Raw genomic sequence first — 13,935 nt, forward strand, 5'->3', positions numbered from 1 at the left:
CCGGGGGGTGTTGTCACCGGGTCCTGGTGGCGTGGGTTGATCGCTGATAGGGACACGGCCCGCTGCATGACAGCGTGGCCTCTCGTAACGTGGGTGCCGACGATCTTCGCCTGACTTGCGGCCAGAATGGAACCCTCTGAGGAGGACCGCTATGGACCAACACCGCTTCGACGTGTTCGTCGGCCTCGACGTCGGCAAAGAACACCACCACGCCACCGCCCTCAACGCTGGCGGGAAACGACTGCATGACAAGGCCCTGCCCCAGGATGAGACTGCTCTACGTGAGGTGTTCGCCAAGCTCACCGCCCATGGGTTGGTGTTGGTGATCGTGGACCAGCCCGCCACGATCGGCGCCCTGCCGGTCACGGTGGCTCGCGCGATGGGTATCGAGGTCGCCTACCTACCGGGACTGGCGATGCGCAGCATCGCCGATCTCCACCCGGGCAACGCGAAGACCGACGCCCGCGACGCCTACATCATCGCCGAGGCCGGCCGCACCATGCCCCACGCGCTGCGCCGAGTCGGCGGCGACGACGACCTGATCGCCGACCTCGCCGTGATCGTCGGGTTCGACGACGACCTCGCAGGCGAAGTCAACCGCGTCTCCAACCGGATCCGCGGCCTCCTGACCCAGATCCACCCCGCGCTCGAACGCGCCATCGGCGGCAACATCAGCCACCCCGCAGTGCTGGCCCTACTGGCCAAGTACTGCGGCCCCACCGGACTCGCCGACGCCGGTAGGCGCCGTCTCACCACCACCGCCAAAGCGCTGGCGCCACGCATGCACGAGCGCCTTGTCGAGGCCATCGTGAAGGCCCTGACAGAGCAAACCGTGACCGTCCCCGGCACCCGGGCAGCCGAGCTGGTCTTGCCCCAGCTCGCAGCCCAACTCCAGGGCCTGCTCACGCAGCGCGCTGAGGCCGCCAAACAAGTCGAGGAGGCCCTCGACGCGCACCCTCTTTCCCAGCTCCTGATGTCAATGCCTGGAGTCGGCATCAGGACCGCAGCCAGACTCCTCCTCGACGTCGGTGACGGCTCCGCGTTCCCCACCGCAGGCCATCTCGCGGCCTACGCTGGCTTGGCCCCGGTCACCCGGCGATCCGGATCCAGCATCCGCGGAGAGCATCCCTCACGCGGCGGGAACAAACACCTCAAACGAGCACTGTTCCTCTCGGCCTTCGCAGCCCTCCACGATCCTGATTCACGCGCCTACTACGACCGCAAACGCGCCGCTGGGAAGAAACACAACGCCGCCCTCGTCTGCCTCGCCCGACGACGCGTCGACGTCCTTCACGCCATGCTCCGCAACGGCACCTACTACCAACCAAGAACACCAGCCGCCGCTTGACAGGAACCATAGGGACACCCCCCCGGCGCTTCGGATATTGCGAATGTCAGTGACTGCAGGACGTACGATCAAGTCATCGCCGTGTCGACGGCCAGCCCGTTGCCCGAGGCGGGAGACGCGTGTGGCCTACTGCGGCACCGGCCACTTCAAGGCTGCTCCGAGCAACGTGAAGGTGTACTCGTGTAGCTGTCAGTTGAGTCCCTCATAGTGGGTCAAGTCCCGTGGAGTGGTGTAGCGGGGGTTCCTTCGTTTAGGTGGTGAGGGCGACGGGTTCGGTTACCTCCTCGGTGTTGGTGCCGGGGAGGGTTGTGAGGCGGCAGCGGGTGAGGATGTCGAGTCCGAGGTAGCGGCGACCTTCGGCCCATTCGTCGGTCTGTTCGGCCAGGACGGCCCCGACGAGCCGGATGATGGCTTCCCGATTGGGGAAGATGCCAACGGAGTCGGTGCGGCGCCTAATCTCCCTGTTGAGGCGTTCGGCGGGATTGTTCGACCAGATCTGGGTCCAGACATCGCGTGGGAAGGCGGTGAAGGCGAGCACGTCGGCCCGGGCCTGGTCGAGGTGCTCGGCGACGGCGGGAAGCTTCTCGGCGGTGTAGTCCAGCAGCCAGTCGAACTGGGCCTCGACGGAGGATGCGTCGGGTTGGTCGTAGACCGAATGCAGCATCGCCTTGACCGCCGGCCACATCGTCTTGGGTGTCACGGACATCAGGTTGGCGGCGTAGTGGGTTCTGCAACGCTGCCAGACCGCTCCGGGCAGGTTCGCGCTAACGGCTTCGACCAGCCCGGCGTGGGCGTCGGAGGTGACCAGACGGACGCCGGCCAGGCCGCGGGCGACCAGATCGGCGAAGAACGTGTTCCAGGCGCTGCGGGTCTCGGAGGTGGCGACCTGCAGCCCCAGCACTTCGCGGTGTCCATCGCCGTTGACGCCAGTGGCCACGAGCACGACGGCGTTGATCACCCGGCCGCCCTCTCGGACCTTCATCGTCAACGCGTCAGCTGCGACGAACGTGAACGGGCCTGCCTCGGACAGGGGACGGTGGCGGAACTGGTTGACGTGTTCGTCGAGGTCGGCGGCCATGCGGGAGACCTGGGACTTCGACAACCCGTCGATTCCCAACGTCTTGACGAGCTTGTCCATCCGGCGGGTCGACACCCCGGCGAGGTAGCAGTCCGCGATCACCGTGATCAAAGCGGCTTCGGCGCGTTTGCGGCGCTCAAGCAGCCACTCCGGGAAGTAGGTCCCCGAACGCAGCTTGGGGACGGCGACATCGACGGTGCCGACGCGGGTGTCCAAGGGCCGGTGGCGGTAGCCGTTGCGCTGAACCAGCCGCCCCGGCGAGGCCTGTCCCCATTCGGCGCCGCACACCAGATCGGCGTCAGCCGAGAGGAGGGCGTTGATCATGTTCTGCAGGAGCTGGCGCATCATGTCCGGGGATGCTTCGGTCAGCAGGTTGCCCAGCACGCGGGCGGGGATGCTCCTATAGATGTCAAGCGGCTGACGATAGTGGTTTGTGGGCGTGCACCGAGAGGGCTGCAGGCTTGGTGAGGAGATGGAACATCTCACGGGCAACGGCGCGCTTGAGGCAGCGGATGATGTCCTTCTTCGAGAGACCTTCAGCGGTGCGGCGTGCGACATAGGCGCGAGTCGGCTGGTGGAAGCGCATACGGACCAGCGCGACGGTGTAGAGCGCGTTGTTCGCGGCGCGGTCACCGCCGCGGTTGAGTCGGTGTCGGTGCTGTCGCTTTCCGGAGGAGGCGGGGACTGGTGCGACGCCGGCCAAGTGGGCGAACGCTGCCTCGGAGACGAGGCGGTTGGGGTTATCTCCAGCGGTGATCAGCAACTGCGCCGCGACTTGGACGCCGACACCGGGTCGTTCGAGTAGTTCCGGCGCGGCTTGGCGGGTGAGATCGGTGAGTCCGCGGTGGAGTTCCTTCACTTCCCTGTCAAGGTCGCCATGGCGGCGCGCCAGTGATCGCAGAGCACGTCTGCAGGCGACACCCGGATCGGCCAGGTCGGTTCCAGGCCGAAGGTTGGCCAGGGTTCTGATCATCCTCGCGGTGGTCAGCGGTCTCATGAGTTCTCGAAGGTCGGTGGGTCCGTTGACCAAGAGCGCGCGAATCTGGTTGATGCACTGGGTCCGCGCCTTGATGGCAGAGCGCTGGACCAGACGTAGACACCGGATGGATTCCACAATTCCGTCTCGCGACTTCGGCGTTCCGGCAGCGCGCCCTGATGCCGCTGCGCGGGCAGCTGCATACGCATCCAGCGGATCGGACTTGCCATCCGCACGTCGAGCACTACGGTCCGGACGGTCGACCTCGACGACGGTGATGCCAGTGCCGGCGAGCACACGCATCAGTCCGGCGCCGTAGGATCCTGTGCCTTCGACTCCCACCATCACCAACTGGCCGTATCCGACCAGCCATGTCCGCAGCGCTTCGTAGCCGGAGGGTGTGGCCGGGAACTCGCGATCTGCCAGCTCGCGGCCGAGTGGGTCGACCACCGCGGCATGGTGGGTGTTTGAATGAGTGTCCACTCCGCCGAAGACTTCTCGTGGCTTGGAGCCGTCGTTGTTCATGTTTCCGCCTTTGGTGCTAGATGCCTGGGACGGCACGTGACCGGGCGAGCGGGCGGACAAGACAGTGATGGGGGCGCTGCTCAAGCTCCTATGAGGTCACGCTGCTCGTCCGGTCACATGCACGGCATCCCCGGGCAGCGAGGCCGACAAATCCCACGCAAAGGCAATCCAAGACGCCTGTCGACAATCGAGTCAGACCCCAGCCCGGGGTTGCCAGACTCCATTCTCACTGTCGACAATGTGAGGAGCGGTCATCGTGGTTGATTTCCTTTGAGAGAGCTTTGCAAGGGTGAACTCGAAGGATCCCACGGTGACCGCCCTGCCGTCATCGACGGCCACGGCCACTGTGGGGGCTACACCACTCTAGGGGGCTCTACTTCATGTGGTGTCGCCCACAGTGGACGTGGTCCGTCCGGAGACGGTAGCGCGGTCACCGTGGTCCTCAGAAGACCAGCGCGAGAAAGCGCTGGAAACGTGGAACCTCCACTACAACTACCACCGGCCCACAGTGTGCATGATGGGAAGTCGCCCGCATCCGGGACACCATCACGCGTCAACAACGTCCTCGGCTCGTACAGCTAGACGGCTGGTTCGGGGCCTTCATCATGGTGAGTCGGGGCGAACGAACCCCGGGTGCTCGCTGGAGTTGTCTTCGCATGCGGTTGACGCGCGCCTCTGGCGGCCGGTTTGGGTCGCTCTGATCGGACGCCCCCGGCGTGCGGCGCCAAGACTTCATCGCGGATGGCGTCGAGCGCGACAGCCATCTCAGCGGTTTCTCGCTCGTTGATCCCGTTTCCGGCGGCCACCTGTCGCCAGGTGCGGAGCACATCGGCGAGCTCATCGTGGATGGTCGCCTGTCGCCGAGGAGTCACCGCGCAGGCCCGTGCCAAGGTATCCAGGGCATCGTGAATGCCGACGTGTGTCGTGCGTCCCGCGATGGCGGTGTGCCGAGGCCTCCCGAGCTCGGGTTCCGGGTTGACGTCGAACATCGGTGCCAGTTGCCACCCGCCCCCGTCGCGGAGCAGCCCCAGATTTCTGAGGTGGTCGTCGGTGTTATTGAGCAGCACCCCGAAGACGACCCTCCGGTAAAGGTCTTCGAGGCCAGCGTCGGTGTAGCGGCGCAGGACCGACGCGATGCGCGCATAGTCGGGAGGCCTGCGCCCGTCGTCGGGGTTGTCCATCAGGGTGCGGAAGCTCATGTAGGGGATGCGACCGTCGTCGCTGCGGTCGAAGCGTTCCAGCAGCAGGACGCTGCGGTGTCCCATCTCCACCAGGTGGCTGACGGGTCGGTCGATGCCTGCCTGCCCGGCCAGATCAAGCGCGGTCTGCTCCCAGGCGGGCACATTTCGGCGGTCCTCGCGCATCGGGAACTTCGCCATCTGCAGTGTCCTGTCGGCCACGATGGACGCCTTCGGGCGGGCCCCGCCGAGTGCCGAGGTGTTGGTGCTGAGCAGCTTCGCATACGGGCCGAAGGACTCGACGTCGTCGGAAACCTGGTCGGCTGCTTCCAGAAGCTCCTGAAGGGTCAGAGAGGCCGGAACGTCTTGCCCTCCCAGCACCTCGCCGGTGGACGGGTCAATGAGGCGTAGGGCACCTTGGCGGGCATGATCGCTGGCGCCGGAGATGTAGTCCAGGTCATCAAGGTGGGCGTGGGGGTCACGGGCCTGCGCCGCACGAAACAGCAGGCGCCTGCCCCAACGATCCGGGCCAGCATCTTCCAGGAACAGCGGAAGCCCCGGGAACCTGAATTCGCCCGTGTCGCCGTGGGGCACGCGCGGCGCGAGGTCGAAACCGTAGCCCTCGTACATGAACGCCGGATCGTAGGTGAACAGGCTGTTCGCGCTGTCGCCGAATCCACGAACAGACAAGGTCCCCACAGGCCTGTCCACCGGGCCGTCAACGAGCCGGATGCCGACGTGTCTGGTTGTCGCTCGGGTCGGGCCCGCGGTCATCGTCGCACCCTCTGCACCAGGGTCCGCTCGACGAGTTCTCGTCCGAAACGGGTCTCGAACGGGTCGGTGGCCTCGGCTACAGCATCATCGAGGCGCAGCACTCCCAGCACGCGCATCAGAGCGCCGATCCCGACACCCTCCTCGCCACGCTCGAGCCGGGTAACCACGGGTCGCGACACCCCTGCCCGGCGGGCGAGTTCGACCTGCGTCAACGTGTGGAGCTTGCGCCAGGCCGCGATGTTCCTGCCGAGGCGCGCAAGGGCGTCCTCGGCCATCGGGTCCGGAACCGCATATCTGTCCATGCGTCTAGAATAACAGACCTGGTATAGACGACAAGGCGGTATAAGCGTATGTGCAGATACGTCTAGAGCGGTGCAGTGGTCGATGTCGCCCATATGGTGTTCCCCTTCACGGCCGGGACGCCGCTGCGTTGCCTCGGCTGGCCCAGTAACTCGCAGTGCAGCCATGGTGCGTTCGACAGGTCTCGGGTGGGGCGCGGCACACCGTCAGGGTTCAGGCATCATCGCCCCGGGAGTGGGGCCAGGTCGTCCCCGCGGTACTCAAGTTCATCATCGCCCAAGGGGATCGAGGGCAAGACGCTCGTCGCCTTCGAGACCATCGTGCCGGGCAGGACGGTCGTGGGGTCCGACCCACGATCTCGAACTTCAACAAGGCCGTGCGCAGTTCCTCGGCGTTGACCGCCGATCAGCGCAAGTGCTGGGCCCGCAAGTCCAGCAGTATCCGCGAAGTGGCCAACCTGAACCAGAGCATCATGGGGAGCGTCAGGGGCACGTCACACTGCGCACCAAGGAGGCTAGCCGGCTGCCTGTCGGCGGTGTGCCTGGTTCGTTCGCCTGCACCCGAGGTGCGACCCACGCGCTGATGGAGTTGAACTCGAGGATGGACGACGAGCTCGGAGGCAGACGACCCAGGCCAGACTCGACGAGGTCCAAGGTCTGGTGGATGCGTCGCGCGCCATGATCCCCGATCCCTGGCCGGGCTCCTGACCTCAGGGATACTTCGCTGCGATCGCGTCAGCGATCGCCTGCACCTCTTCCAGCGAGATGCCGTCCTCCTGAGTGGCGCTGGCGACGATGAGCGTGAACGTCGAGGTCTGGATGAAGCAGGAGACGTTGCCGACGATGTCTTCGGGAACACACACCACCCGTCTGCCTGGAGACTCGATCGGCCCTGCCAGGCCCGTCGTCGCGGTGTCCACCGTGATGTCGTCGTCTGCCCCGGTCACGTTGATCTGGGCGTCGGCACCGTAGGGATCTTCTCGTCCGTCGGTGATGTAATACGCTCCCGTGCCCGCAGGCTTCACGCGCCAGCCGTCGACCTCCGGCGGCAGATCATCGAACGCGACCCGGCGCTTCTCGACCGTCGGGGTGGCTGTCGGGTCGGCGGCCTTGCTCGTGCTCGGCGTGGAAGGGTCAGCTGTCGGTGGCGGGTCGCCTGGCCTGGTCAGGAACCAGGCACCCACACCGATCAGAGCGACCGCGACCAGCACGGCGGCGATGATCAGCGGTAGCCGGTTCGACTTGCGCGACGGTGCACCGTAGGGCTGCTGGGGCGGTGGGCCCTGCCACCCGGCCGCCCCCTGCTGCGGAAGACCTTGCTGCGGGCCTTGCCACTGCTGATTCGACATAGATGTCCTTCACGTCGGCTGCCGACCAGACTAGGACATGTCACAGCCAACGCCCCTGACAGCGATCAACACAATGGCCGGAAGTTCAATAGAGCACCGCCTCGCAGGTCTCGGCAGTCACGCTCAACCGCTGAATCCCACGGCTCTCCACCCCAACTCCTCAGCTCGCGGCGCACGCGCGAGCATTCAGGAGAGGCCCGCTGTCATGGCGCTCGAGACACCCCCGGAAAACAGAAAACGCCCTCTCACGAGGGCGTTTCTCGGTGGGCGATGCCAGGTTTGAACTGGCGACCTCTTCCGTGTCAAGGAAGCGCGCTACCACTGCGCCAACCGCCCGAGGTGGAGACGGGATTTGAACCCGTGTACACGGATTTGCAGTCCGTTGCCTCGCCTCTCGGCCACTCCACCGGATGGAGGTTTGACCCTCCCCAAATGGGTTGGAGAGACTTTTCTCCGAGCGGACGACGAGATTCGAACTCGCGACCCTCACCTTGGCAAGGTGATGCTCTACCAACTGAGCCACGTCCGCATTGCGCTTCCCGTTCCGGGCTTCCCCGGTTCGTTCGGTGCGTTGAGAACTCTAGCGCAGGATTTCGGCGCATGCCAAATCCGGGGTTCCGCAGGGCCGTTCTGAGCGTGAAATCGGCTGTTTCCGGGCATCGGCAGCAGGGCAGATCAGGCCTGGCGGACCACACCGATGTGATTCGACCCCAGCCGGCTCGGCACCAACCCCCTTAGCAGACTGGCCGACCGTTTCGATCGGGGCGGGGTCGGCCCGGACGCCCGGGACACGACATTGAGCACCCCGGTCGTGGTACCTCACTGTCAAGTCCCCGCGAAATGGTAGGCCTTACCTCAGATATTTTTCCCCGCGAAAACAAGGGTTAGCTGGCCCGGGTTTTGAGGCCGGCGGGGTCGGGTGCCTTCCATGCGATGTGTTGTTCGAGACGGGCTGTCTTTCGGCCTGCGAGTCGGGTGAGCTCCTGTTGGATCTCGGTGATGCGTCGTTGCATTGCGACGGGTTTGAGGGTGGCCTTGTAGGCGGCTAGTTCTGTTTCCTGGGCGGGGTTGAGGACCCCGGCGGCCAGGAGCCTCTGGTAGGGGGAGCGTGGCTTGTCGTAGAGGCGTTTGCGGCGCCCTACGGTGTCGGTGGCCCAGCCTTCGGGTTTCTTCGTGGGGGTGAAGAAGTTGAGCCGGTCGTTGACCAGCGGCCATAGCTGGTTGAGTAACGCGAGTTCGGTGGCGGTGTCGTAGCGGTGGTAGAAGCCGTAGCGGCGCACGAGGTGGTTGTTCTTCGATTCGATGGTGGCTTGATCGTTTTTCTTGTAAGGCCGCGACCGGGTGAAGAACACCTCTCGTTGGCCGGCCCAGCCGATCAGGTCGTGGTTGATGAACTCCGAGCCGTTGTCACAATCGATCCCGGTGACCGCGAACGGGACCTGGGCGATGAAGTGGTCGAACGCGGTCCGGATGTGGAGGTGGGCGTTGTTGCGGATGGAGTAGGTGAAGCTCCAGCCGGTGTGCATGTCGGTGAAGTTCACGCTGCGGGCGAACTCGCCCTTCAGCGTGGGGCCGCAGTGGGCCACGGTGTCGACTTCGAAGAACCCGGGTTCGGCTTCGACCTCGTCACCGGCTTTACGCACGGTGATCGAGTTTCGTAGCAGGCTGCCGGGCTTGGTGGCGGTCTTTCCTCGGATCGGGTCCTTCGCCCGCGCCGGTGCGAGGTACCGGTCGATCGTGGCCGCCGACATCGATTCCAGCTCGGCCCTGACCTCGGCGCTGTAACGGTCCTGGCTAGGCACCAGTTCGCCTTCGGCTTCCATCGCATCGATCAGATCGCTCATGGATGCGGCGAGGTACTGCCCGCAGCTGCCCCCCGAGGCCGCCCATACCCGCTGCAGGATCAGCCTGGCGTCGTAGGAGTACTTACACGCCTTGGTCTTGCGCCGATCGATCACCGCGACCGTCGCGGTGGCCCGTCCCGGGGCCTGTTTCAACCGGGCCACCAACTGCTGGCGGGCATGGTCACGGTTCCAGCCGGTGATCTCGACCACGTGGTCGAGGATCTGGGACTTGCCCTTCTTCGGGGCCGCGGCATAGGCCTTGGCGTACTTCTTCGTGATCTCGACTCGGGCTGCCATCGACAGCTTCTCTCCAACCTCCACACCCCATCGTGGCCGGTCACTGTTTCCCGGGGAAAAGTATGTGAGGTACGGCCCCTTCGTTCGCGGGGACTATGTATGAGTGTCGTCGCCGGTTCGCAATCTCATCCAAGTTCCACTAAACTCCTACTTCGCCGGGGCGATTGGCGCAGTGGTAGCGCGCTTCGTTCACACCGAAGAGGTCGGCGGTTCGAAACCGCCATCGCCCACAAGGAAACCCCTGATATCCCTGCGGGGAGAGTCCTCCCGAACCGTCGCAGGAGCGACGTTGAGCGGAAGGATGGACGATGACAGCACCGGCGATCGTCCTCGTGGCCGACGGCCCAGACGATTCCGCTGTCAACGACTCTCTCGCAGGCATCACCCGGTCGCTGCAGGCCTTCCGCCCCGATCTTCGCATCCATCTCGCCCGACTCGGCGGCGTTTCACCTTCCCTTCCTTCTGTCATCGACAGGCTCGTCTCCGACGACGTCGGCGAGGTCGTCCTGGTTCCCCTTGACCTGGTCTCCGCCGCGGAACACGTCTCCGAGTACGACGACTTCCCCCACTCCCCCGACATCCACGTTGTGGTGAGCCGGCCTGTCGGTCCCGCGAGTGAAGTGCTCAACATCCTCGACGAACGGGTCCGTGAGGCACTGCACCGCGGAGGCGCACTCGAGATCGACGGGCTCGTGCTCGCGGCCCCCGCAGGCGCGGACGTCCGCGGCACCTCGCTGCTCGCCCGCCGAGCGCGCCAGTGGTCGACGCATCACCGACTGCCGGTCCAACTCGCGGTCGACGAGGGGGACGGTCGATCCACGGCCACGGCCGTCGCCTCACTGCGCGCTCAGGGCCGCAGGCACATCGCCGTCGGTAGCCTCTATCTGACCCCCACCCCCGCCTACCAGGCGCACCTTCAGGGCGCCATGCGCGCGGGTGCGATCGCCGTCACCGCACCGATCGGCGACACCGCCCACCTGCGGTTGCTGATCCTCGCCCGCTACGCGTTCGGAGCGATGGAACTGCTCGACGGCACGCCCACCCAGCTGCCCGTCGAGGATCTCGACGACGACGCCTGAGTTTGCGTCACGCCCTACGCTTGGGGCATGACCGATCAGTACACGCCGAAGCTCACCAAGCCCGATTCCGAGTGGCGCTCCCAGCTCAACGATCTGGAGTATCGCGTGCTGCGTCAGAGCGGCACCGAAGCCCCCTTCACCGGCGAGTACACCGACACCGAGACCGAGGGCGTCTACGAGTGCCGCGCGTGCGGGGCCGAGCTGTTCCGCAGCGGCGAGAAGTTCCACTCCAACTGCGGCTGGCCCAGCTTCTTCGCCCCACTCGCCGAGGATCGCGTCCGCTACATCGAGGACCGCTCGCTGCCAGGCAGGCCTCGCGTCGAGGTGCGCTGCGCCACCTGCGACTCCCACCTCGGACACGTGTTCGAGGGCGAGGGCTACGACACGCCGACCGATCTGCGCTACTGCATCAACTCCGTCTCGATGAAGCTGCGCCCCACCAGCTGAACCGCCCCCGGCGAGTCAACCGGGCTCGGGGGCGTGGCCGACTTAGGCTGTCCGTGTGCCAGCCAATGTGACGAGCTTCACTCCCGAGCCTTTCGCGCGCGCCCTGCGTGAACTCGAGGCCATGCCGTGGAGAAGCGGCCTGACCACGCAGGAGATCGGCTCTCCGCAGCGGATCGCGCCCCACGCCGTCGCCATCTCCGCTGAGTTGGAGAGCGGAGAGGACTCCCTCGCCACCGGCCGCCTGATCCTCCTGCACGACCCCGCGGGCAACACCGCTTGGGACGGGACGTTCCGGGTCGTCAGCTACGTGCGCGCCGAGGTGGACCTCGACATGGTCACCGATCCGCTGCTGCCCGAGGTCGCCTGGTCATGGCTCACCGACACCCTCGCCACCCACGACTGCTCCGCCGCCGAACTGGCAGGCACGGTGACCGCGTCCTACAGCAAGGGATTCGGTGAGATGACCGACGCCGACCGCGCTGACGTCGAGGTCCGCTGCTCCTGGACGCCCACCCTCGACGAGGCACACCCCCTGACCCCACACCTGGCCGCCTGGCAGGACCTCATGGGTCTTGTCGCCGGTCAGCCGCAGCTCCCGCCCGGCATGGCCACCCTGCCGACGGGCCGCGGCGTATGAACTACGTCGAGACGAGCCGTGAACCCCTGCGACCCGTCGTAGACACCGTCGAGGCCCTCAACGAAGCGCTGGGTGCCCTCTCCGCCGCCACCGGACCGGTCGCCTTCGACACTGAGCGCGCACACGGGCACCGGTACTGGCCCAAGGCCTATCTGCTGCAGATCCGTCGCGAGGGTGCAGGCACCTGGCTGATCGACCCCGTCGCCTTCGAGGGCACTCAGGCGCGCCTGTCCTCCCTGGTGGAGGCGACGGGCGACGCCACGTGGATCATCCACGCCGCGAGCCAGGACCTGCCCTGCATGCAGGAGATCGGCATCATCCCCCCGCACATCTTCGACACCGAGATGGCGGCCCGGCTCCTCGGCAAGCCCGCCGCGAGCCTCGGCGCACTGCTGGAGGCCGAGGTCGGGATCAAGCTCCGCAAGGCCCATTCGGCGGACAACTGGTCGAAGCGCCCGCTCCCCGAGAGCTGGCTCACCTATGCCGCCCTCGACGTCGACTACCTGCTCGAACTCGCCTCCGCGCTCGGCGCACAGCTCGAGGCCACCGGTCGCGCCGAATGGGTCGAACAGGAGGACGCCGAGACGCTCAAGAGATTCTCCGCGCCGCCCTCCCCCAAGGTCGACCCCTGGCGCCGGGTCAAGGAGGTCACGACCCTCAGGACGCCCCTGCAGTATGCCGTGGCACGGGAGCTGTGGCGCGAACGAGACCAGATCGCGCAGAAGCGCGACAAGCCCCCGACCTGGATGCTGCCAGACGCTGCGATCCTCGAGGTGGCTCGGCTCGCCCGCGACGCCGTGCCCACCCGCGACCAGCTGCGTCAGGTCCGCGGCCTCAACGCCAAGGGTGCGGTTCGCTACCTCAACAACTGGCTCGCCGCGCTCGACCGCGTCAGGGACCTGCCCACGTCCCAGTACCCGCCGCGGCGGGCGCCGCACGTCGGCCTCCCCCAGCCGCGCAACTGGGACCGGATCAACCCGGAGGCCGCGCAGCGCTGGAACCGCATCCGCCCAGTCCTCGACGTCCTCGCCTGCGACCTGGGCGGCATCCAGCCCAGCCTCGTCGCGCCACCGCAGCCGCTGCAGGAGGCCATCTACCACCATGCGGAGATCGACCGCGACGTTCTCCTTAGCGCCGGCGTGCGTCCGTGGCAGGCCGACTTCCTCGCTCCCGCGATCGCGGAAGCGCTGTCGGCGAACGGTGCCGCGGACGATTAATACTGCGCCCGCAGGACGTGGCAGGATCACCCCTATGCGCGTGCTTTCCATCCAGTCCTGCGTCAGCTACGGCCACGTGGGCAACTCCGCGGCGGTCTTCCCCCTGCAACGTCTCGGGCACGAGGTCATGCCGGTCCACACCGTCGTCTTCTCGAACCACACCGGCTACGGCGCCTGGGGCGGTCAGCTGATCAGTGGCGACGTCGTGCGCGACATCGTCAAGGGCATCGACGAGCGCGGAGGCCTCGACGACGTCGAACTCGTGCTCAGCGGCTACCAGGGCGGCAACGACATCGGGGACGCGATCCTCGAGGCCGTCGCCCTCGTCAAGGATCGCAACCCGCAGGCCATCTACGCCTGCGATCCCGTGCTCGGCAGCGCCAAGTCCGGCTGCTTCGTCGCCCCCGAGGTGCAGACCCTCATCCGCGACAGGGTCGTCCCGCAGGCCGACCTGATCACGCCGAACCAGTTCGAGCTCGGCTTCATCACAGGCACCGACCCGCACACCCTCGAGGAGACCCTCACCTCGGTCGACCTCGTCCGCGCCGAGGGCCCGTCGACGGTGCTCGTCACCAGCGTCTTCCGCCCGGACCGACCCGAGGACACCATCGAGATGCTCGCCGTCACCGACGACGGGGCGTGGATCGTCCAGACGCCGCAGCTCCCGTTCAAGCGAAACGGCTCGGGCGACGTGGCCGCGGCGCTGTTCTCGTCCCACTTCCGCAGCTCCGGCGATCCCGCGAAGGCGCTCGGACGCACCGCGGCCAGCGTCTACGAACTGCTGAGGAACACGTTCGAGGCCGACTCGCGTGAGCTCCTGCTCATCGAGTCCCAGGAGGCCTACGTCGCTCCGCAGACCACCTTCGAGGTGCGTCAGGTCCGCTGAT

The 13,935-nt window shown here is 66.4% G+C and carries 12 protein-coding genes and 4 tRNA genes; 7 read left to right on the forward strand and 9 right to left on the reverse strand.

The window, feature by feature from the left end:
- The first annotated feature begins 151 nt into the window (after positions 1–151).
- The gene (locus BW733_RS17130; protein WP_077352464.1) at positions 152–1,348 is read left to right on the forward strand and encodes an IS110 family RNA-guided transposase; all 1,197 of its coding nucleotides are present in this window, start codon (positions 152–154) and stop codon (positions 1,346–1,348) included.
- A 250-nt stretch (positions 1,349–1,598) separates the two neighbouring features.
- Here BW733_RS17130 and BW733_RS17135 read toward each other — a convergent pair whose 3' ends face one another.
- The 9 genes from BW733_RS17135 to BW733_RS17175 form a co-directional block, all read right to left on the reverse strand.
- Positions 1,599–2,774 (reverse strand): IS256 family transposase, encoded by a 1,176-nt coding sequence (locus BW733_RS17135; protein ID WP_443081364.1) that lies wholly within the window; start codon positions 2,772–2,774, stop codon positions 1,599–1,601.
- 61 nt (positions 2,775–2,835) lie between these two features.
- The gene (locus tag BW733_RS17140; protein WP_077352466.1) at positions 2,836–3,927 is read right to left on the reverse strand and encodes an IS110 family RNA-guided transposase; all 1,092 of its coding nucleotides are present in this window, start codon (positions 3,925–3,927) and stop codon (positions 2,836–2,838) included.
- A 578-nt stretch (positions 3,928–4,505) separates the two neighbouring features.
- The gene (locus BW733_RS17145) at positions 4,506–5,879 is read right to left on the reverse strand and encodes a type II toxin-antitoxin system HipA family toxin (RefSeq protein ID WP_077352468.1); all 1,374 of its coding nucleotides are present in this window, start codon (positions 5,877–5,879) and stop codon (positions 4,506–4,508) included.
- Positions 5,876–6,181 (reverse strand): helix-turn-helix domain-containing protein, encoded by a 306-nt coding sequence (locus BW733_RS18410; protein WP_161490281.1) that lies wholly within the window; start codon positions 6,179–6,181, stop codon positions 5,876–5,878. The genes BW733_RS17145 and BW733_RS18410 overlap by 4 nt, the downstream gene beginning before the upstream one ends.
- Positions 6,182–6,888: 707 nt before the next feature.
- A complete protein-coding gene (locus BW733_RS17155) occupies positions 6,889–7,527 on the reverse strand; it encodes a flagellar basal body-associated FliL family protein (protein WP_077352472.1) in 639 nt (212 codons plus the stop codon).
- A 264-nt stretch (positions 7,528–7,791) separates the two neighbouring features.
- Positions 7,792–7,863, reverse strand: a tRNA-Val gene (locus BW733_RS17160).
- 1 nt (position 7,864) lies between these two features.
- Positions 7,865–7,935, reverse strand: a tRNA-Cys gene (locus BW733_RS17165).
- Between the two features lie 48 nt (positions 7,936–7,983).
- Positions 7,984–8,056 (reverse strand) — tRNA-Gly (locus BW733_RS17170).
- 355 nt (positions 8,057–8,411) lie between these two features.
- A complete protein-coding gene (locus tag BW733_RS17175; RefSeq protein WP_152024495.1) occupies positions 8,412–9,668 on the reverse strand; it encodes an integrase catalytic domain-containing protein in 1,257 nt (418 codons plus the stop codon).
- 158 nt (positions 9,669–9,826) lie between these two features.
- Here BW733_RS17175 and BW733_RS17185 point away from each other — a divergent pair.
- From BW733_RS17185 to pdxY, 6 genes are all read left to right on the forward strand, one after another.
- Positions 9,827–9,898, forward strand: a tRNA-Val gene (locus tag BW733_RS17185).
- Between the two features lie 78 nt (positions 9,899–9,976).
- Positions 9,977–10,747, forward strand: coding sequence for a sirohydrochlorin chelatase (locus BW733_RS17190; RefSeq protein ID WP_077352474.1), 771 nt, complete (start codon positions 9,977–9,979; stop codon positions 10,745–10,747).
- A gap of 27 nt (positions 10,748–10,774) precedes the next feature.
- A complete protein-coding gene (msrB, locus tag BW733_RS17195; protein WP_077352476.1) occupies positions 10,775–11,194 on the forward strand; it encodes a peptide-methionine (R)-S-oxide reductase MsrB in 420 nt (139 codons plus the stop codon).
- 55 nt (positions 11,195–11,249) lie between these two features.
- The gene (locus BW733_RS17200; protein WP_077352478.1) at positions 11,250–11,831 is read left to right on the forward strand and encodes a DUF3000 domain-containing protein; all 582 of its coding nucleotides are present in this window, start codon (positions 11,250–11,252) and stop codon (positions 11,829–11,831) included.
- A complete protein-coding gene (locus tag BW733_RS17205; RefSeq protein ID WP_077352480.1) occupies positions 11,828–13,048 on the forward strand; it encodes an HRDC domain-containing protein in 1,221 nt (406 codons plus the stop codon). Before BW733_RS17200 ends, BW733_RS17205 begins: the two co-directional genes overlap by 4 nt.
- A 34-nt stretch (positions 13,049–13,082) precedes the next feature.
- Positions 13,083–13,934 carry a pyridoxal kinase PdxY gene (gene pdxY, locus BW733_RS17210; RefSeq protein WP_077352482.1) on the forward strand — a complete coding sequence of 284 codons (852 nt, stop codon included), beginning with the start codon at positions 13,083–13,085 and terminating at the stop codon, positions 13,932–13,934.
- The last annotated feature ends 1 nt before the right edge of the window (position 13,935 follow it).

Source organism: Tessaracoccus flavescens, from assembly GCF_001998865.1.
Classification (GTDB): domain Bacteria; phylum Actinomycetota; class Actinomycetes; order Propionibacteriales; family Propionibacteriaceae; genus Arachnia; species Arachnia flavescens.